This window comes from Microbacterium sp. MMO-56 (assembly GCF_037146215.1).
GTDB lineage: Bacteria > Actinomycetota > Actinomycetes > Actinomycetales > Microbacteriaceae > Microbacterium.
On sequence record NZ_JBBCVW010000006.1, the window covers coordinates 183,600 to 203,494 of the forward strand.

General features: G+C 71.3%; 18 protein-coding genes. 13 read left to right on the forward strand and 5 right to left on the reverse strand.

Going from position 1 to position 19,895, the window contains the following annotated elements; genetic code table 11:
- Window positions 1–47: 47 nt before the first annotated feature.
- Window positions 48–1,424: an amidohydrolase family protein gene (locus WFI00_RS07885; RefSeq protein WP_336633357.1), complete on the forward strand. Its 1,377-nt coding sequence runs from the start codon at window positions 48–50 to the stop codon at window positions 1,422–1,424.
- Between the two features lie 20 nt (window positions 1,425–1,444).
- Here the strand turns inward: WFI00_RS07885 and WFI00_RS07890 are convergent, their stop codons facing one another.
- Both WFI00_RS07890 and WFI00_RS07895 read right to left on the reverse strand, forming a co-directional pair.
- Complete coding sequence (locus tag WFI00_RS07890) at window positions 1,445–4,198, reverse strand: molybdopterin-dependent oxidoreductase (RefSeq protein ID WP_336633358.1); 2,754 nt, start codon at window positions 4,196–4,198, stop codon at window positions 1,445–1,447.
- Entirely contained in the window at window positions 4,195–4,998 is an 804-nt protein-coding gene (locus WFI00_RS07895) for an FAD binding domain-containing protein (RefSeq protein ID WP_336633359.1), read from the reverse strand. Before WFI00_RS07895 ends, WFI00_RS07890 begins: the two co-directional genes overlap by 4 nt.
- Window positions 4,999–5,124: 126 nt before the next feature.
- On the opposite strand from WFI00_RS07895, the gene WFI00_RS07900 reads away from it, so the two are divergent.
- From WFI00_RS07900 to add, 7 genes are all read left to right on the forward strand, one after another.
- On the forward strand, window positions 5,125–6,177 hold the full coding sequence (locus WFI00_RS07900; protein WP_336633360.1) for an XdhC family protein: 1,053 nt from the start codon (window positions 5,125–5,127) through the stop codon (window positions 6,175–6,177).
- Window positions 6,153–6,737: a nucleotidyltransferase family protein gene (locus WFI00_RS07905; protein ID WP_336633361.1), complete on the forward strand. Its 585-nt coding sequence runs from the start codon at window positions 6,153–6,155 to the stop codon at window positions 6,735–6,737. Before WFI00_RS07900 ends, WFI00_RS07905 begins: the two co-directional genes overlap by 25 nt.
- A gap of 125 nt (window positions 6,738–6,862) precedes the next feature.
- Window positions 6,863–7,939, forward strand: a complete 1,077-nt coding sequence (locus WFI00_RS07910; protein WP_336633362.1) for an ABC transporter substrate-binding protein — start codon at window positions 6,863–6,865, stop codon at window positions 7,937–7,939.
- Window positions 7,940–7,965: 26 nt separating this feature from the next.
- Window positions 7,966–8,790 (forward strand): ABC transporter ATP-binding protein, encoded by an 825-nt coding sequence (locus tag WFI00_RS07915; RefSeq protein ID WP_336633363.1) that lies wholly within the window; start codon window positions 7,966–7,968, stop codon window positions 8,788–8,790.
- On the forward strand, window positions 8,780–9,616 hold the full coding sequence (locus WFI00_RS07920; RefSeq protein WP_336633364.1) for an ABC transporter permease: 837 nt from the start codon (window positions 8,780–8,782) through the stop codon (window positions 9,614–9,616). The genes WFI00_RS07915 and WFI00_RS07920 overlap by 11 nt, the downstream gene beginning before the upstream one ends.
- Window positions 9,613–10,470: an ABC transporter permease gene (locus WFI00_RS07925; protein ID WP_336633365.1), complete on the forward strand. Its 858-nt coding sequence runs from the start codon at window positions 9,613–9,615 to the stop codon at window positions 10,468–10,470. The genes WFI00_RS07920 and WFI00_RS07925 overlap by 4 nt, the downstream gene beginning before the upstream one ends.
- Window positions 10,471–10,493: 23 nt before the next feature.
- Window positions 10,494–11,525 (forward strand): adenosine deaminase, encoded by a 1,032-nt coding sequence (gene add, locus WFI00_RS07930; RefSeq protein WP_336633366.1) that lies wholly within the window; start codon window positions 10,494–10,496, stop codon window positions 11,523–11,525.
- Window positions 11,526–11,564: 39 nt separating this feature from the next.
- Here add and WFI00_RS07935 read toward each other — a convergent pair whose 3' ends face one another.
- From WFI00_RS07935 to purS, 3 genes are all read right to left on the reverse strand, one after another.
- Window positions 11,565–12,164, reverse strand: coding sequence for a nucleoside deaminase (locus tag WFI00_RS07935; protein ID WP_336633367.1), 600 nt, complete (start codon window positions 12,162–12,164; stop codon window positions 11,565–11,567).
- Window positions 12,165–12,261: 97 nt separating this feature from the next.
- Window positions 12,262–12,969 carry a phosphoribosylformylglycinamidine synthase subunit PurQ gene (purQ, locus tag WFI00_RS07940; protein WP_336633368.1) on the reverse strand — a complete coding sequence of 236 codons (708 nt, stop codon included), beginning with the start codon at window positions 12,967–12,969 and terminating at the stop codon, window positions 12,262–12,264.
- On the reverse strand, window positions 12,966–13,211 hold the full coding sequence (purS, locus tag WFI00_RS07945) for a phosphoribosylformylglycinamidine synthase subunit PurS (RefSeq protein WP_336633369.1): 246 nt from the start codon (window positions 13,209–13,211) through the stop codon (window positions 12,966–12,968). Before purS ends, purQ begins: the two co-directional genes overlap by 4 nt.
- 231 nt (window positions 13,212–13,442) lie before the next feature.
- On the opposite strand from purS, the gene WFI00_RS07950 reads away from it, so the two are divergent.
- From WFI00_RS07950 to WFI00_RS07970, 5 genes are all read left to right on the forward strand, one after another.
- A complete protein-coding gene (locus WFI00_RS07950) occupies window positions 13,443–14,717 on the forward strand; it encodes an ABC transporter substrate-binding protein (protein ID WP_336633370.1) in 1,275 nt (424 codons plus the stop codon).
- Window positions 14,718–14,804: 87 nt separating this feature from the next.
- Window positions 14,805–15,908 (forward strand): carbohydrate ABC transporter permease, encoded by a 1,104-nt coding sequence (locus WFI00_RS07955; protein ID WP_336633371.1) that lies wholly within the window; start codon window positions 14,805–14,807, stop codon window positions 15,906–15,908.
- The gene (locus WFI00_RS07960) at window positions 15,905–16,813 is read left to right on the forward strand and encodes a carbohydrate ABC transporter permease (RefSeq protein ID WP_336633372.1); all 909 of its coding nucleotides are present in this window, start codon (window positions 15,905–15,907) and stop codon (window positions 16,811–16,813) included. The genes WFI00_RS07955 and WFI00_RS07960 overlap by 4 nt, the downstream gene beginning before the upstream one ends.
- Before the next feature lie 29 nt (window positions 16,814–16,842).
- Window positions 16,843–18,324: a GH1 family beta-glucosidase gene (locus WFI00_RS07965; protein ID WP_336633373.1), complete on the forward strand. Its 1,482-nt coding sequence runs from the start codon at window positions 16,843–16,845 to the stop codon at window positions 18,322–18,324.
- Window positions 18,325–18,333: 9 nt separating this feature from the next.
- Window positions 18,334–19,350, forward strand: a complete 1,017-nt coding sequence (locus tag WFI00_RS07970; protein WP_336633374.1) for a LacI family DNA-binding transcriptional regulator — start codon at window positions 18,334–18,336, stop codon at window positions 19,348–19,350.
- Window positions 19,351–19,895 lie beyond the last annotated feature (545 nt).

Genomic DNA, 19,895 nt, shown 5'->3' on the forward strand with positions numbered 1-19,895 from the left:
TTCCGCACCGTGACAGGGCGGAAACATCTGCTCGTTAGCGTCGGCGCATGTCTCTCCTCGTCACGAACGCGCGCCTGATCACCGTCCCCACGGGGACGGAGGACCCCGGATACATCGAGGGCGGATGGATGCTGGTGGGCGACGACGGGCGCATCGCCGCGCTCGGCGCGGGCGCGCCGCCGCCCGGCACGGTCGCCGACGAGACGCTCGACGTCGCGGGTTCCTTCGTCGCGCCCGGCTTCGTCTCGAGCCACTCTCACCTGTTCACGAGCGGCCTGCGCGGCCTGGGCGTCTCCGACACCCTCTACGGCTGGTGCGACGCGATGCTGGGGACCACCGCGCACATGACGCCCGATCAGCTCTACTGGTCGACGCTGCACGGATCCCTGGACTTCCTCTCGCACGGCGTCACGACGGCGTACAACTTCACCGATCCGCTGCAGGCGTGGGAGCCGATGGTCGACGGCAGGCGCACCGGGACGGCCGGCCTGCGGGGTCTCGAGTACCACTGGCGCCAGGCGGAGGGCACCCGCGACGCGGGCATCCGCTTCGTGGACGCCGCGGGGATGGACGTCACCGCGGGCAGCCCCGACGAGGTGTTCGACCGCTTCGCCGCCGAGGTCGCGCACACCCGCACCTTCGACCCCGAGTACGCGCTCGGCAGCTCGATCATGGGGCAGGTGCAGTGGTCGCCACATCCCGAGGCCGCGGAGTTCGAGGTCGAGGCGATGCGTCGGTACGGCGTGACCAACCAGGCGCACTTCCTCGAATCGCCCGAGGCGATCGAGCACCAGCAGTCGAAGTTCGCCCTCTACCGTGACGCGGGCGCGCTGGAGCTCGGCCTCGTGTTCGGGCACTTCATCCAGACGACGCCGGAGATCATCGAACAGTCCGTCGCGGGGGGTGCGGCGATGTCCTGGCAACCGGCGTCGAACGGCCGGCTCGCCTCGGGCGTCGCGCTCGTGCCCGAGATGATCGAGATGGGCATGCGGGTGGGCGTGGGACTCGACGACCAGGCGTGCACCGATGTCAGCGACCCATGGCAGAACATGCGGATCGGCATCTACGCGCAGCGAGCGCGCACGAAGGACCCGCTGTCGATGCTCCCCGAGCGGATGCTGCGTCTGCACACCCTGGGCTCGGCCGAGATCATGGGCGTCGCCGACCGGGTCGGCTCGCTGGAGGTCGGCAAGTTCGCCGACTTCGTGGTCGTGGATCCGCGCCGCCCGGATGCGGGACCGCTGTGGCATCCGGTGCGCTCGTACGTGCTCGCGATGAGCCTGCGGAACCTCACGGCCGTGTACGTCGGCGGTCGCCTCGTCGACGAGGGCGGGGTGTCCACGAACCCGCTCGCGGAGGAGGCGTCGGCGAAGCTCCACGAGCTGCCCGGCGCGATCGTGCCGCTGCGCGGCCACCCGCACTGACGCCCGGGCCGGGGCGAGCGTCAGGGGGCGACCCGTCGGGAGTCGAGGCTGTCGCGGTGGGGCGCCGCGAGCCGCCACACCCGGTCGCGCCGGAAGGGCTGGACGAACGGCCGGGCGCCGAGTGCGCGGGCGATCGCGTTGCCGATCGCGGGGGCGACGGGGTTGTAGGGCGACTCGCTCATCGACTTCGCCCCGAACGGGCCCAGGTCGTCGGCGGTGTCGGCGAAGTACACCTCGGTGTCGGGGACGTCGGCGAACTGGGGCACGCGGTACAGCCGGAAGACGGGCGTGGTGACTCTGCCCTCCTCCACCATCACCTCCTCGTACAGCGCGCTCCCGACGCCCTGCGCGACCCCGCCCTCGATCTGGCCGCGACACTGCGCGGGGTTCATCACGAATCCGGCATCCGCCGCCTGGATCGACTGCAGGATACGGACGGCGCCCGTCCGCGGGTCCACCGCGACGCGCACCGCGTGGACGTTGAAGGCGAGGGAGCGCTGCTCGCCGAGTTCGCTGCCGTCCGCCGAGACCTCGCCGTCCACGGTGATCTCGGTCCAGGGGACGAGGCGTTCCGGGGTGCATACGCCGTTCGGCATGAGTTCTGCCCGGGCCGGATCCGTCCCGGTCAGGTCCGCGGCGCGCTGACGCAGCCGGCCGGCGAGGGCGAGACAGGCGGCGTGGAGGGCCTTGCCCGCCACGGTGATCCCCGCCGAGGCGAACGCCCCGGTGTCGTGGGCGACCGCGTCGGTGTCGGCGTGCCACAGCTCGATGCGCGCCGGATCGGCCGCGAGGTCCGTCGCCGCGATCTGACGCAACACGGTGGTCGTGCCGTTGCCGAACTCGGCGGTGCCAGCCCGGAGCAGATACGTGCCGTCGGGGCGGAGCGTCGCGCTCGTGTGCGCGATGTGCCCGAACGGCGCCATGGTCGCGATCATGGCGGCCGCCATGCCCTCGCCCACGAGCCATCCGTCCGGAGCCGTCGCCCCGTTCCCGCGACGCAGCGCGTCCTCGGCGAGGTCCAGGCACTGGTCGAGGCCGTAGCTCCCCCAGACGAGGTCGTCGTGTCCCGGATCGTCCTCGGCGGTCACGGCGTTGCGACGACGCAGCTCGAACGGGTCGATGCCGAGGCGCTCGGCGAGCATGTCCATGGCCGACTCGACGGCGAAGGACACCTGACCGAGCCCGTAGCCGCGGAACGCGCCCGAGGGCGGGTTGTTCGTGTACACGACCTCGGCGTCGAGCCGCGTCAGCGGCACCCGGTAGATCGTCGTCGACTCCGCGAGGGAGTGGAACAGGACGCCGCGGGAATGGTTCCCGTAGGCGCCGGTGTCGCTCAGCGAGTCGATCGCCATCGCGGTGAGTCGACCGTCGCCGTCCGCGCCGAGCGTCACGCGGACGCGCATCGGATGCCGCACGGCCGCCCGCTGGAACTCGTCGGCCCGGCTGTACTCGAACGCGACCGCTCGCCCCGTCCGCAGCACCGCGAGCGCGACGAGGTCCTCCGTGAACAGCTCCTGCTTGCCGCCGAAGCCGCCGCCGAGGCGCGCCGCGTGCACGCGCACCCGGTCGCGATCGAGGCCGAAGATGTGCGCGAGCTCGTCGCGGGCGAGGAACGGCACCTGCGTCGACGAGCGGATCACCAGGCGCCCGGCCTCGTCGAGCCAGCCGAGGGATCCGTGCGTCTCGAGCTGCGCGTGGCTGACGCGCGACGTCTGCCACGTGCCGCTCACCGTCACGGCGGCGGCGTGCAGTGTGTCGGTGACGTCGGGCCCGGCGTGGACGCTCGCGATGACGTTGCGTCCCGCGTCGTCGACGCGGTCCTCGGGCGTCCGGTCCGGATGCAGCAGCGGGGCGCCCGGGCGCCGCGCCTCTTCCGGGTCGAACACGGCGGCGAGCGGCGCGTAGTCCACCCGCACGAGCCGGCACGCCTCGTCCGCCGCCTCTGCGGTGTCCGCGACCACCGCCGCCACGCGCTGCCCGATGTGGCGCACGACATCGTCGAGCATGCGCGTGTCGTCCGGGTCGTCGGTGCGGTGCTCGTGCCGTCCGGTCGAGTAGCGCACGTCCGGGACGTCGTGATGCGTGAACACGGCGACGACGCCGGGCACCGCGAGGGCGGCCTCCGTGTCGATCGCCGTGATGCGCGCGTGCGCGTGCGGGCTCGTCACGAGCCGCAGCACGAGGGCCGAGGACGCGGGGTGGTCCGGCGGGAGGTCGAAGGTGAACGGCTCCCGTCCCTGCGTCAGGCGCGGACCGGCCTGCGGGGCGACCGAACGGCCGACGGCGTGGGCGCCGGGATCGCCGGGATCGCCGGACGGGGCGTCGCCGCGTCGCGGTCCGGTCTCACGGACGGCCGTCATGATGGCCTCGCGGATCGGCCGGTACCCGGTGCAGCGGCAGAGGTTCCCCTTCATCCGCCGGTCGAGGTCGTCGAGGTCGTCGGCGCAGAGGGTGGATGCCGTCACGCTCATGCCGGGCGTGCAGAACCCGCACTGGAACCCGAAGCCGTCCGCGAGGGCCCGCTGCACCGGGTGCAGCTCGCCGACGTCCGCCAGGCCCGCCGCGGTCGTCACCGTGCGACCCTCGACCCGCACGGCCGGGATCAGGCACGAGTGCACGGGCTCGCCGTCGAGCAGCACGCTGCACGCGCCGCAGTCGCCCGCGTCGCAGCCCTTCTTGACCTCCGTGTGCCCGGTCTCGCGCAGGAGCGTGCGCAGACACTGCCCCGGGCGCGGCTCGGCCTCCGCCGCGGCGCCGTCGACGGTCCACCTCATGCGAGCTCCCTCCGGATCTCCTCGGCGAGCACGACGCTGACCCCGCGGCGCCAGTCCGCCGCGCCGAGGGGATCCGTGTAGTACCCGGGGGCCTCGCGCACCGCGGCGGCCAGCGCTGCGGCATCCTGCAGGGCGTCGAAGCGCAGCACCGTCGGTCGCCGCGTCGCCGCCGTGACCGTGAAGACGCTCTCCCCGTCCGGGTCGACGCGGCCGGTGACGACGGCTCCGGAGCGGCCGTGCTCGGCGAGGGCGATCTTCCGCAGCGCGGCGCGGGAGCGCAGCGCGTGAACGGGCAGCCGGATGCCGCGCAGCACCTCGTCCGGGGCGAGCGACGTCGTGCCGTTGCCGGTCACCAGATCGGCGACCGGGAGATCGCGGTCGCCCGTGGGTCCCCAGATCTCGGCGACGCCGTCGAGCGCGACGCACAGCGACACCATGGCGCCCGCGGCGAATGCGCGGCAGACGTTCCCGCCGACGGTGGCCGTGTTCCAGATCTTGAACGAGGCGAGGAGCGCGTTCGCGGCATCCGGGATCATCCCGGCCGCGGACCAGTCCGGCGGGGCATCGCGGGAGAACGCCACGAGGCGCGCGATCGTGCAGGTGGCGGAGATGCGCAGGCCGGTGCCGTCGATCTCGAGGGCGGGCCAGTCCATGCCGGTGAGGTCGACGAAGCCCGTCGTACCCGGTTGCGGCTCGCTCATCAGCCAGGTGCCGCCGGCGATCACGACCTCGCCGGGTGCCAGAGCGAGGTCCCCGCGCGTGCGGGCGACGCGGAAGGAGCGCACGGAGGTGATGTCCACGATGTCCCCCTCCTCCCGACGGCCCGGGCGCGACCGGCTGGGCACCGAGTGAAACAGAGCGCCGTTTCGACCGTGTTTCACGCGCCCGCAACAGGCCCGCAACGCGCGGTCGTTAGCGTGGCGGCCATGCGCGAGATCCTGCCCCCGGCGGCCGAATGGGTGCGCTCCGGCCGCCCCTTCGCGATCGCGACGGTCGTCGGCGTCGCGGGGAGCGCCCCGCGCCCCGTGGGCGCCAGCATGATCGTGTCGGACGCCGGGGTCTTCGGGAACGTGTCGGGCGGATGCGTGGAAGGCGCCGTCTACGAGCGCTGCCTCGACGCGATCGCCACGGGCGCCACGTCGCGCGAGAGCTACGGCTACAGCGACGGCGAGGGCCTCGCCGTCGGCCTCACGTGCGGCGGATCGGTCGACGTGCTCGTGCGCCCCGTCCTCCCGCGCAGCGCCGCCGCGGCCGCGATCGCGCTTCTGGCCGAGCGGGACGCCGCGGGGGTGCCGACCCGGTTCCGGCTCGTGGTCGCGGGGGCGCGTCAGGGCGCCGGATCGTTCGACGAGCCGGGCTCACCGAGGACGACGGACCCGTCGATCGTCGTCGAGGTGGGCGCCGCGCCGCGCCTCATCGTCGTGGGCGCGGTGGAGTTCGCCGCCGCGCTCGCCCGGCTGGGATCCGCTCTCGGGCTGCGGGTGAGCGTCGTCGATCCGAGGGAGGTCTTCGCGACCGCCGAGCGCTTCCCCGGCGCCGACGTCGTCGTCGACTGGCCCGACCGCCACCTCGCGACGCAGACCCTCGACGACCGCGCCGCCGTGTGCGTGCTGAGTCACGATCCGCGTCTCGACGTCCCGGCTCTGACCGTCGCCCTGGCCTCGCCCGCGGGCTACGTCGGCGCGATGGGCAGCCGGCGCACCCACGACGGCCGCGTACGCCGCCTCGCCGAGGCCGGGGTGCCGGCCGCGGCCGTCGCGAGACTGCGCTCGCCGATCGGTCTGGATCTCGGCGGCGCGTCCGCCGAGGAGACCGCCCTGTCGATCCTCGCGGAGATCGTCGCCGACCGTCACGGCGGGTCGGGCGCGCGGCTGTCCGCCCTGTCCGGCCCGATCCACGGCGCCGCGGGCCGGATGCCGGCCGGCGCCGCGGGCGCCTCCCGGCCACCCGTGGTGTGCGCGCCGCTCTCCCGCCCGTGACCGTGTGCGGCATCGTCCTCGCCGCCGGCGCGGGCACGAGGTTCGGCGGGCCCAAGGGACTCGCGCGCGACGAGCACGGACTCCCCTGGGTGGACGGTGCGGTGCGGACCCTCCGCGCCGCCGGCTGCGATCCCGTGATCGTCGTCGTCGGAGCGGCGGCCGATGCCGTCGCCGCGCTCGTGCCCGCCGGTGCGGTGATCGCGGAGGCGGACGACTGGGCGGACGGGCTGTCCGCCTCGGTGCGCGCGGGACTGTCCGCCGCGGCGGCGACGCGCGCCGAGGCCGCGCTGATCGTGCCGGTCGACACCCCCGACCTCACGGTGTCCGCGTGCCTGCGCGTCGCGGACGATGCGGGCTCCGCGACGCTCCGGCAGGCGCGCTACGACGGAGTCCCCGGGCATCCGGTGCTCATCGGACGGAGGCACTGGACCCGCCTCGCCGCCGCCGTCGACGGCGATCGCGGCGCGGGGGGCTATCTACGGGCGCAGGCCGCCGAGGCGGTCGAGTGCGCCGATCTCTGGCACGGGCGGGACGTGGACCGTCCGACGCCCGGAGCGTAACCGCCCGGAAACAGACCCTCGGTGTCCGCGAAATCTTCGTCTTCTACCGTCGGTTCCAGTCGTGCCGGGCGGTGCACGAGCTCCTCGCCCGAAGAGAGCCGCCAAGAACTCGGAGATCACAGCACATGAGCATCCTTTCCTCGCGGCGCGCACGCCGCACCGTCGCCGCCCTCGTGGGCACCGTCCTCGCCGCCGCCGCGCTGGCCGGCTGCTCCGGTTCCGCGGGAGCGTCGCCCGACTCCGAGGCGTCGGCCTCGACGGGCTCCTACGGCGACCTCACCGTCCAGCTGAGCTGGATCAAGAACGAGGAGTTCGCCGGCGAGTACCTCGCCGACAGCAAGGGCTACTACTCCGAGGCCGGGTTCTCGTCCGTGAACCTCGTGCCCGGCCCGTCGACCGGCGTCGCCGAGCTCGCCAGCGGCACCGCGACCGTCGCGCTGAGCGACTCGGTCTCGGTCGGTGCCGCCGTCGCCAACGAGGGCGCGCCCGTCAAGATCATCGGTGCGACCTTCCAGAAGAACCCGTTCACGATCCTCTCGCTCAAGAACGGCGGCAACATCGCCACGCCCGCCGACCTCAAGGGCAAGAAGATCGGGGTGCAGGACTCCAACGCGTCGCTGTTCAAGGCCCTGCTCGCGGCCAACGGCATCGACCCGTCCGAGCTGACGATCGTCCCCGTCCAGTACGACCCCGCGCCGCTCGTCAACGGCGAGGTCGACGGCTTCGTCGCGTACATCACGAACGAGGCGATCACCCTCGAGATGCAGGGCCTGGCCACCACCAACCTCCCCTTCGCGGAGAACGGCCTGCCCTTCGTCGCCGAGACCGTGGCGGCGACCGACGACACCATCGCGACCAAGCGCGACATGCTCAAGGCCTTCCTGACGGCGGAGGTCCGCGGCTGGACCGACGCGCTCGCCGACCCGCAGGCCGGTGCCGACCTCGCCCTGAAGACGTACGGCGCGGACCTCGGGCTCGACCCCGCCAAGACCCTCGCCGGCTCGAAGGCGCAGAACGCCCTCGTCGTCTCCGACGAGACGGTCAAGAACGGCCTGTTCACCATCTCCGACGACCTGCAGAAGATGACGATCGAGAGCCTCGCCGGAGCGGGAATCACGCTGAAGGCGTCCGACCTCTTCGACCTCAGCCTCCTGTCCGAGGTCTACGCGGAGAACCCGGACCTCGTCGCGTACGAGCACTGAGACTCGGAACGGATGACGGAGCCTTCGTGACCGACACGACAGCGCGGACCGGTGCCCAGGCGACGAGCCTGGGCACCGGTCTGCAGATCACCGCCCTCAACAAGACCTTCACCGTCGGGCGGAAGCACGTGGTGGCGCTGCAGGACGCCGACCTGCACACCGATCAGGGGTCGTTCCTGTCGCTGCTCGGCCCGTCCGGGTGCGGCAAGTCGACGATCCTGCGGATCCTCGCAGGTCTCGAGGACCCCACCAGCGGCACGACCCGCGTCGACGGCAAGAGCCCGAAGGAGCTGCGGCGGGCCGGCGAGCTCGGCATCGCCTTCCAGGACTCGGCGCTCCTGCCCTGGCGCAGCGTGCAGTCCAACATCCAGCTGCCCTTCGAGGTCGCCGGTCGTCCCGTCGACCGCGACTACGTCAGCGAGATGATCCGCCTCGTCGGACTCACCGGGTTCGAGAAGGCGAAGCCCGCGCAGCTGTCCGGCGGTATGCGGCAGCGCGTGTCGATCGCGCGGTCGCTGATCATGAAGCCCTCCGTCCTGCTGTTCGACGAGCCCTTCGGCGCGCTCGACGACATGACGCGCCAGAAGCTCAGCCTCGAGCTCCTGCGCATCTGGACCGAGAAGCCGGCGACGACGCTCCTCGTCACGCACGGCATCTCCGAGGCGATCTTCCTCTCCGACCAGGTCGCGGTCATGAGCCCTCGACCCGGTCGGATCACCGAGGTCATGCAGATCGACCTGCCGCGCCCGCGTCTGCCCGAGATGATGCGCTCCCCGGAGTTCCACGCCTACGTCGACCGGGCGTCCGAGCTGCTGTTCGGCGTGGGAGGTGCCGCCGCCGATGACCACTGATCAGGCGATGGCGCGAGGCGTCGTCCCGCGCTCCCTCCGGCTCCCGGCCTGGCTGACCGGCATCCTGGGCGCGGTCGGGATCGTGTTGGTGTGGTGGCTGCTCGCCGCCACCGTGTTCTCGAGCGTCGGCCCGGGAGGCGTCCAGGCGATCCCCACCCCGGCGCAGGTCGTCGCCGAGTTCGTGCAGACCGGATGGGGCTACTACGCCCGCAACTTCGCCGTCACCATCACCGAGGCCGGCACGGGCTATCTCTGGGGCAACGGCCTCGCGCTGCTGCTGGCCGCCCTCGTGCTCGTCGTGCCGCGCCTCGAGGGCGTGGTCATGCAGCTCGCGATCATCACCTACTGCATCCCCATCGTCGCGATCGGGATGCTCCTGGTCGTCATCATCCCCGTGCCCAAGCCGGGGGAGCCGTCGGGGACGGCCTCCTTCCTCGCCGCGCTCGCGGTCTTCTTCACGACCGTCGTCGGCGCGCTGCTGGGACTCAAGGCGGCGGACCGGGCGAGCCTCGACGTCGTGGCCGTCTACGGCGGGTCGCGCCTCACGCAGCTGCGCAAGATCCGGCTGATCGCCGCGCTCCCGTCCATCCTCAACGCCCTGCAGATCGCGGTGCCGGCCGCCTTCCTCGGCGCCGTCCTGGGCGAGTTCTTCGGCAAGGTCGAGCTGGGCGTGGGCCCCGCGATGATCGCGGCGCAGCAGGCGCTCGACGCCCCCCGTGTCTGGGGGCTCGCGCTCGTGTCGGGGGCGGTCGCCCTCATCGGCTACGCCCTGCTCGGGCTCGTCGCCCGTCTCGTCGCGCCGTGGTCGACGGGAGCGCGCCGATGAGCGCCGCCGTCTCGATCGCGTCGATCGGCCCGGTGGCGGACGCCGCGCCGCGCCGGGCGCGCACCGCCGCGCTGCGCGCGCTCGGGTCGAGCGTGCTGACCTTCGTCCTGACCATCGTGGCCGTGCTGGCCCTGTGGGCCGGATCGCTCTGGGTCTTCCGGGTCAACCCCTACGTGGGCAAGGGCCCGCTCGACGTCTGGAACTACCTCTTCACGGTCCCCGCCGCCGAGGCCAACCGCGCCGCCGTCTTCGGCCAGCTGTGGGTGTCGCTGGGCCACGCCGCCGTGGGCTTCGTCGCGGGGCTCCTGGTGGCCCTCCTCGTCGCCGCGCTCTTCCAGCTCAGCGCTGGCGTCGAGCACGCGCTGATGCCGCTCGCGATGCTGCTGCGGTCGGTGCCGCTGATCGCGATGGCTCCCGTCATCATTCTGATCTTCGGCCGTGACTTCGCCACGATCGCGGTGCTCGGCGGCATCGTCGTCCTCTTCCCGGCCCTGGTGACCATCGCGTTCGGCCTGAAGTCCGCGCCCGCGCACATGAACGATCTCGTCGCCGTCTACGGCGGATCGTCGTGGACGACGCTCCGTAAGGTCGCGCTGCCGAGCGCGCTGCCGTCGCTGCTCGCGGCCGTCCGCATCTCCGTGCCCGGCGCGATCACCGGCGCGCTCCTGGCCGAGTGGCTCGCCGTCGGCGGCGGCATCGGCGGGGCGTTCGGCGGGTACATCGCCGCCGCGCAGTTCTCCGCACTGTGGTCGTCGGTCGCGGTGATCACGGTCGCCGCCCTGATCCTCTACAACCTGGTCCATATCCTGGAGGCGGTCCTCCTCGCCCGCATGGGCATGTCCGACCGCGCCTGATGCCCCACCCCGAAAGGCCCCCGATGTCCGACCTCGCCGCCTTCGCCTTCGGCCTGCCCAAGGCAGAGCTCCACCTCCACCTCGAAGGCACGCTCGAACCCGAGCTGAAGTTCGCGCTCGCCGCGCGCAACGGCATCCGCCTCGCCCAGACGAGCGTGGAGGAGGTGCGTGCGACCTACGACTTCACCGATCTCACGAGCTTCCTCGCGGTCTACTACCCCGCCATGGAGGTGCTGCAGACCGCCGACGACTTCCACGACCTCGCGTGGGCCTACCTGCTGCGGGCCAAGGAGCAAGGCGTCGTCCACGCCGAGATGTTCTTCGACCCGCAGGCCCACACGAGCCGGGGCGTGCCCTTCTCCGCCGTCATCGGCGGGTACCGTCGCGCGGCCGTGCGCGCGCAGGACGAGCTGGGGATCTCCGCGGAGCTCATCCTCTGCTTCCTGCGGGACTTCTCCGCCGAGTTCGCCATGGCGACCCTCATGGAGGCGCTCGAGTACAAGCAGTGGATCCTGGGCGTCGGGCTCGACTCGGACGAGCGCGACAACCCGCCGTCGAAGTTCGCGGCCGTGTTCGCGCGGGCCAAGGCCGAGGGCTTCTTCCTGACGATGCACTGCGACATCGATCAGGTCGGCTCCATCGACAACATCGGCGAGGTTCTCCGTGACATCCGGGTCGACCGCATCGATCACGGCACGAACATCGTCGAGGATCCCGCGCTCGTCGCGCTCGCGAAGGAGCGCGGACTCGGCTTCACCTGCTGCCCGGTGTCGAACTCCTTCGTCACCGAGCAGATGAAGGCCGACGAGATCGTCACGCTGCTGCGCGAGGGCGTGCGGGTGACCGTCAACTCCGACGACCCCGCCTACTTCGGCGCGTACGTCGCCGAGAACTACGTCGCGCTCGCCGAGCGGGCCGGGCTCGACGAGACCGACCTCGCACAGCTCGCGATCAACTCGTTCGAGGCGTCCTGGCTGACGCCCGCGCGACGCGACGCGTACGTCTCCGCCGTCCGCGAGTACGCCGCCGGTCGCGGCGTGAGCCTGCCGGGCTGATCCGCGGCCGAGGTCGTCGACCCCGGCCGCCCGGCGGGGTCAGACCGGGTCGACGGCTCCGCGTGCGTTGTAGACGACCGCGTCGCTCGCGCCGTACGCACGGTAGACGGCGACCGCGTCGTCGTAGCCGACGCCGGAGGTCACGCGGATGCCGCGCCGCTCGAACTGCTCGGGCCAGTCGTCGACCATCGGCCCCTCGTCGAACCCGGTGAGCTCTTCGAGCAGGTCGCCCTCGCCCGCGACCACGAGCGAACGCACGCCGCTCCACATCGTCGCGCCGTAGCACTGCACGCAGGGCCGCCAGTTGACCACCAGGGTCAGCCGTTCCCCGCCGGCGCCGAGGTCCCAGCGCTGCAGGGCCCGCTGCGCGAGGCCGAGGGCCATCACCTCGGCGTGCGCGGACGTCACGCCCGACTCCAGGACGACGTTGACGCCGACCGATACCAGCGCGCCGGTCGCCTCGTCGACCACGATCGCCGCGAACGGGCCGCCGTTGCCGGCTCGCCAGTTGCGGTCGGCCAGCTCGTTGACGAGCCGCATCTGCTCTTCGGCGGTCGGGAGGGCGGCGGGCAGGGCGTCCAGGTCGGCGACGAGCCAGCCGGGAAGCGACGCCGTGTACGACGTGGCGAGTGCGGTCATGTCCGCGACGCTACCGCCGGCATGTTTCGGTCAGGCTACGTCGGCGCGCACTCCGGCGGGACCGGCCGCGATCGCGGTGTCGGGGGCGTGCGAGCGGTCAGGCCGCGACGGCGGCCAGCGAGGCGATCGCCGAGGTGAAGAAGGCGAGGCCGTCGACGCCGGAGCGCATGGCATCGGGCGTGTTCGGACCGAAGCCGGGCTCGACGGCGTGCTCGGGGTGCGGCATCAGGCCGACGACGTTGCCACGCTCGTTCGTGAGCCCCGCGATGTCGTCGAGCGACCCGTTCGGGTTCACGCCGAGGTAGCGGAAGGCGACGAGGCCGTCGCCTTCGATCCGGGCGAGGGTCTCCGCCGAGCAGATGTAGCCGCCGTCGGCGTTCTTCAGCGGGATCGTGATCTCCTGCCCGACCTCGAACTGCGAGGTCCAGGCGGTCGAGGCGTTCTCGACGCGCAGGCGCTGATCACGGCGGATGAACTGCTGGTGGGCGTTGCGGATCAGCCCGCCGGGCAGCAGGTGGGCCTCGACGAGCATCTGGAACCCGTTGCAGATCCCGAGGACGGGCATCCCCTGCGCGGCCGCGTCCTTCACCTCGGCCATGATCGGGGCGTGCGCCGCGATCGCGCCGGCGCGGAGGTAGTCGCCGTAGCTGAACCCGCCGGGCAGGACGAGGGCGTCCACGCCCTCGAGGTCGTGCGACCCGTGCCAGAGCGCGACGGGCTCGGCGCCGGCGAGCCGGATGGCGCGGCGCGCGTCGCCGTCGTCGAGCGAGCCGGGGAAGGTGATGACGCCGATCCGGGCGGTCACTCGACGACCTCGATGCCCACGACGTCCTCGATGACCGCGTTGGAGAGGATCTCGGCGGCGATCGTCTCGACCGCGGCGAGGGTCTCGGCGGAGGCGTCCGCCACCGCCAGCTCGAAGCGCTTGCCGATGCGCACGCTCGCGAAGCCGTCGTGACCGAGGCGCGCGAGGGCGCCGGCGACGGCCTTCCCCTGCGGGTCCAGCAGCTCGGCCTTGGGCATGACGTCGACGACGATGGTGGGCATACGAGTCTCCGTGCGAATCGCGGGGAACAGGGGCGTCGCCAGTCTACGGCCCCACCACGCGTGCCACGTCGTTACCGAGCTGTGACCGCGCTCGTGGGAGCGCTCCCTTGCGTTCGTGGGAGCGATCCCATATCGTGTGAGTCATCCGGTGGGAGCGCTCTCACGGTCCTTGGCCAGAGCGACGACCACCGGACGCACGAACCTCGCACCCACACCACAAAGGAGTGACACGTGAATACACGCGCACTGCGCCGCGTCGGCCTCGTCGCCGGCGTCGCGACCACCTCCGCCCTCGTCCTCGCCGGCTGCGCCGGCGGCAGCGGGGCTCCGGCCACGGCTGACCCGAACGAGAAGGTCGAGCTCACGGTCGCCACGTTCAACGACTTCGGCTACTCGGACGAGCTGCTCGCCGAGTACACGAAGGAGCACCCGAACGTCACGATCGTGCACAACAAGGCCGCGACCTCCAACGACGCCCGCGCCAACTACTTCCAGAAGCTCGGCAAGACCGGCCTCGCCGACATCGAGGCGATCGAGGTCGACTGGCTGCCCGAGGTCATGAAGTACTCCGACCTCCTCGCGCCCGTCCCCGCCGACCTGTCGAGCCGCTGGCTGGACTGGAAGGTCAAGGCGGCCACCGACTCGGGCGGCAACCTCATCGGCTACGGCACCGACATCGGCCCCGAGGGCGTCTGCTACCGCTCCGACCTGTTCGCGGCCGCGGGCCTGCCCACCGATCGCGACGAGGTCGCCAAGCTCCTCCAGGGCGACTGGGCGAAGTACTTCTCCGTGGGCGACCAGTACACCAAGGCCACCGGCAAGGCGTTCTTCGACTCCGCCGGAGGCACCTACCAGGGCATGATCAACCAGGTCGAGGCCGCGTACGAAGACCCGTCCTCCGGCAAGATCGACATCGATCCCGGCGTCGAGAAGATCTACAACCAGGTGCTGGACGCCGCGTCCACCCAGTCGGCGCACTTCAGCCAGTGGTCGGACGACTGGTTCGCGGGGCTGTCCAACGGCGCGTTCGCCACGATGCTGTGCCCGGGCTGGATGCTCGGCGTCATCTCCGGCAACGCGAAAGACGTCACCGGGTGGGACATCGCCAACGTCTTCCCGGGCGGCGGCGGCAACTGGGGCGGGTCGTACCTCACCGTCCCCAAGAACGGCAAGAACGTCGCGGCCGCGCAGGAGCTCGCCGACTGGCTGACCAGCCCGGAGACGCAGCTGAAGGCCTTCGCGAGCGCCGGCACCTTCCCGAGCCAGGTCGACGCGATGAAGTCCGATGAGCTGCTCAGCGCGAAGAACGAGTTCTTCAACAACGCACCCGTCGGCCAGATCCTCACCGATCGTGCCAACGCCGTGACGGTGTCGCCCTTCAAGGGCCAGTTCTACTTCCAGATCAACGACGCGATGCAGAAGGCTCTGACCCGCGTCGAAGAGGGGACGCAGGACAAGGCCGCCTCGTGGGCCCAGTGGAAGACCGAAGTCGACGCGATCAAGTAAGACTCCGGCAGCACAGTGACGACGGGCCCGGGGGACCCCTCCCGGGCCCGTCCACTGCCTGATCCCCGAGAATCGAAGGACTGAAGAGTGGGCACCATCACCTCCCCATCCCGCCGCCCCGACGTCGACGTCGCGGCGAGAACGCCGAAGCGGATCGGCTTCGGCAGCCGACTGAGCTCGTGGGACCTCAAGCTCTCCCCGTACCTCTACATCTCCCCGTTCTTCATCCTGTTCCTGGTCGTGGGGGTCTTCCCGATCGGGTACACCGCGGTGATCTCTTTCATGGACTGGGATCTGGTCCGCAACTCCGGCACGTTCGTCGGGTTCGACCAGTACGCCACCGTCGTCTCCGATCCGAAGTTCTGGGCCGCGCTGCGCAACACCTTCAGCATCTTCCTGCTGTCGTCGGTGCCGCAGCTGATCGCCGCCGTGTTCATCGCGGCGCTGCTCGACCAGAACATCCGCGCCAAGACGTTCTGGCGCATGGGTGTCCTCGTCCCGTACGTGATGGCCCCCGTCGCCGTCGCGCTCATCTTCTCCAACATGTTCGGCGACCAGTACGGCCTCGTGAACACGTGGCTCGGACACCTGGGCATCCAGCCCATCATGTGGCACTCCAACACCTTCGCGAGCCACATCGCCATCGCCACGATGGTCAACTTCCGCTGGACCGGCTACAACACCCTGATCCTGCTCGCGGCGATGCAGGCGATCCCGCGCGACTACTACGAGGCCGCGACCGTCGACGGTGCCGGCAAGGTGCGCCAGTTCTTCGCGATCACCATGCCGAGCCTGCGCCCGACACTGATCTTCGTCATCATCACCTCGACCATCGGCGGCCTGCAGATCTTCGACGAGCCGCGGATGTACGACCAGACCGGCACCGGCGGCGCCAACAACCAGTGGCTGACCATCTCGCTCTGGCTCTACGACATCGGTTGGGGCCAGTGGAACCTGGGCCGGGCCGCGGCGCTCGCCTGGATCCTGTTCCTCATCATCCTGGCGATCGGCGTCATCAACCTGTTCATCACCCGCGGCCTCGTCCGCGACGAAGGCAGCCGCAACGACCTCAGCCGCTCGCAGCTGCGCGCCGCCCGCCGCCGAGCACGCGCCGCCGTCGCCGGCGACCGCTCCGGCTCGACCCCGGCCTCTCCCTCCACCCGCACCACCCAGAACGAGGTGACCCGATGACCGCCCTCAACGAGCAGGCCGTGCCGATCGCCGACCCGGAGCTCCCGGTCGCCGGCCCGAACAAGCGCCCGCGCCACATCAAGGGCACCCGTCCCGGGTGGTTCATCTACGCCTGCCTGGGCGTCGTCATCGCCGGCAGCCTGTTCCCGTTCTACTGGTCGCTCCTCATCGGCTCGGGCGACTCGTACACGATCCGCGACCCCAACATGTCGTGGATCCCCGGGGGGAACTTCTTCGACAACGCGGCGAAGGTCGTGAACGACTCGGCGGTCAACTTCTGGGTGGCGCTGTGGAACTCGATCGTGAGCTCGGGCCTGATCGCCCTGTCGGTCGTGTTCTTCTCGACGCTGGCCGGCTGGGCGTTCGCCAAGCTGAAGTTCCGCGGCTCGAGCTGGCTGCTCGTCTTCGTCATCGCCACGATGGCGGTGCCGACCCAGCTCGGCGTGGTGCCGCTGTACATCCTGTTCAGCGACCTCGGGTGGACGGGGCAGCTGGGCGCCATCATCGTGCCCGCCCTGGTGAGCGCGTTCGGCGTGTTCTGGATGACCCAGTACCTGCGTCAGGCCGTCCCCGACGAGCTGATCGAGGCGGCCCGCGTCGACGGTGCGAGCTCGTTCCGCACCTTCCTCACGGTGGGCCTGCCGGCCGCACGCCCGGCCGCCGCCATGCTCGCGCTGTTCACCTTCGTCTCGGCCTGGAACAACTTCTTCTGGCCCTTCATCGTCCTCGACCGCCAGAGCCCCACGCTCCCCGTGGCGCTGTCGCTGCTGCAGTCCAACTACTTCGTCGACTACTCGATCGTGCTGGCGGGCGTGCTGCTCGCGACCATCCCGCTGCTCGTCCTGTTCATCTTCGCCGGCAGGCAGCTGGTCAGCGGCATCATGGCCGGCGCCGTCAAGGGCTGACGCCCCCGCGATTCTCGGAAGGATCCCTCGTGAGTGAGACCTCGCGCGCTTTCGCGCCCCAGTTCCTGTTCGGTGCCGCCACCGCCGCCTACCAGATCGAAGGCGCCGCCTTCGAGGACGGGCGCACGGCATCCATCTGGGACGCGTTCAGCCGCGTGCCCGGAGCCGTCATCAACGGCGACACCGGCGACGTCGCGTGCGACCACTACCACCGCCACACCGACGACGTCGCCCTCATGGCGGAGCTCGGGCTGGACACCTACCGGTTCTCGGTGTCCTGGTCGCGGGTGCGTCCGGACGGCGGAGCCGTCAACCAGAAGGGGCTCGACTTCTACAAGCGCCTCGTCGACGACCTGCGCGAGAAGGACATCCTGCCCTGGCTGACCCTCTACCACTGGGACATGCCGCAGGCGATCGAGGAGCGCGGCGGATGGACCGTGCGCTCGACGGCGGAGCAGTTCGCCGAGTACGCGATGTCCGTCCACGACGCCCTCGGCGACCGCGTGACGAACTGGACGACGCTGAACGAGCCGTGGTGCTCGTCGTTCCTCAGCTACACCGCCGGCATCCACGCTCCGGGCCGCTACAGCGTCACCGACGGCGTCCTCGCCGCCCACCACCTGCTCCTCGGGCACGGGCTCACCGTCCGCGAGCTGCGGGCGCGCGATGCCTCCCTCGACCTCGGGATCACACTGAACCTGACCGTCGCGGAGCCCGTCGACCCGGCGGACCCCCGCGATCTCGACGCCGCCCGTCGCATCGACGGCCAGTTCAACCGCTGGTTCCTCGACCCGATCTTCCGCGGCGAGTATCCCGCCGACGCGATCGAGGACATCCGCGCGGTCGCGCCCGAGGCGATCGAGGCGCTCGAGGAGGCGACTCTTCCCGGTGATCTCGACGTCATCGCCACGCCGCTGGACGCGCTGGGCGTCAACTATTACCACGGCGAGTTCGTCGCCGGTACGCCCGATCCGCACCCGCCGCTGCCCGGCGATGCGCCGACCGACCGCCCCGCCCGCTCGCCGTTCCCGTCGTACGAGGGCATCTTCTGGCACGAGCGCGGTCTGCCCCGCACCAACATGCACTGGGAGGTCGACCCCGCCTCGCTGACGACGCTGCTCGATCATGTCTGGCGGTCGTACGCCCAGCCGGCGGGGACCGTGCTGTACGTCACCGAGAACGGAGCCGCGTACGACGACGTGCTCGTCGAGGAGGTGGGCGAGCGCCGGGTGCACGACGTCGAGCGGGTGGAGTTCCTGCGCGGTCACCTGGCGGCGATCCTCGACGCCGTCGAGGCCGGCGTCGACGTCCGCGGCTACTTCTACTGGTCGCTTCTCGACAACTACGAATGGGCCTGGGGCTACGAGAAGCGCTTCGGCATCATCCGCGTCGATTACGACACCCAGGAGCGCACGCTCAAGGACAGTGCGCTGGAGTATCGTCGGGTCATCGCCGCCCGTGCCATCGAGGCTCCCGCGGCATCCGCCGTCTTGTCGGACATACAGAGTTAGGGACCAGCCGTGACCATCGATGCGCCGCGCACGACAGCGACCATCGAAGAGGTCGCCGCCGCCGCGGGTGTGTCGCGTTCCACCGTCTCGCGCGTCGTGAACGGGTCGACGTCGGTGAGTCCGACCGCGCTCGCGGCGGTCGAGCGCGCCATCGCCCAGCTCAACTACGTGCCGAACCGTGCCGCGCGCTCGCTCGCGTCGCGCGCCACGATGGCGATCGCGCTCGTCGTACCCGAGGACACCACGCGGTTCTTCGGCGACCCGTTCTTCGCGGCCGTCGTCTCGGGCATCCATGCGCGGCTGAGCAGGTCGGACTACGTGCTCAACCTGATCATCGCCAGCGACGATCCGCGCGACAAGACGGCCGCGTACGTGCGCAGCGGCGCCGTCGACGGGGCCGTCGTGGTCTCGCACCACACGAGCGACACCTTCATCGATCGGATCGCCGCGTCGGTGCCTGTCGTCTACGGCGGCCGACCCGTGCGCGAGCGGGAGCTCGCCTACTACGTGGACGTCGACAACACCGCCGGCGCCTACGAGGCCACGACCTACCTGATCGACCGCGGACATCGCCGGATCGCGACGATCAGCGGCCCCGTGAGCATGCCGGCCGGTGTGGACCGGCTCGACGGATTCCACGCGGCTCTCGCCGACGCGGGGCTCGCCCCCGCCGCCGTCGAGGACGGCGGCTTCACCGCCGACGGGGGATCCGCGGCGATGCAGCGCATCCTCGACGCGGGGGTCGACGGGCTGGATGCCATCTTCGTCGCGAGCGACCTCATGGCCCGGGGAGCCCTCGTCGTGCTGGCGCGCGCCGGTATCCGCGTGCCGGAGGACGTGGCGATCATCGGTTTCGACGACTCACCGGTCGCGACCAGCGTGAAGCCCGCCCTGACGACGATGCGCCAGCCCTCGCACGAGCAGGGGGCACGGATGGCCGAGGTGCTGCTGTCGCTGCTGGCGGGAGGAGATCCGCCGCACGTGACGGTGCTCGACACCGAGCTCGTGGTCCGCGCCTCGGCCTGACCCGGGCGGGGGCGCCCCGGTGGGGTGGGGCCGGGTGGGGGCTCCCCGGGTGGTTGTCCGGGCTCGGGTGGGTGTTCGGGTTCGGGGTCGGGGTGGTTGTTCGGGTTCGGGTGGGTCTTCGGGTTCGGGTTCGGGGTCGCGTGTGGTCGCCCGCCTGTGGGATCGGGGGTGGTTCCTCGAGTTTGGGGTCGCGTGTGGTCGCCTGCGGGCAAGTTCGGGGTCGCGCGTGGTCGCCATTCCCGCGCTCGGGCGACCATTGGCGACCCCGAACTTGGCGGGGTTGGGCGGGTGAGGGTGCGCGGGGGCGCTGATCAGGCGGGTGCGGACATCCGGTGGCATCCAAGTTCGGGGTCGCGTGTGGTCGCCCGCCCGTGGAGGTCGGGCTGGCTACTCAGGTTCGGGGTCTATTGAGGTCGGTCACTCGCGGGTTTGGGGGCTCTGCGCATTCTGGGTGGGGTGAGGCGCTCGGGCGTGGCGTGACGGGGTGAGGTGGGTCGAGGCCCGGAGGATCGGTAGCGACCAAGCAACCTGTTCGTCCGGAGACC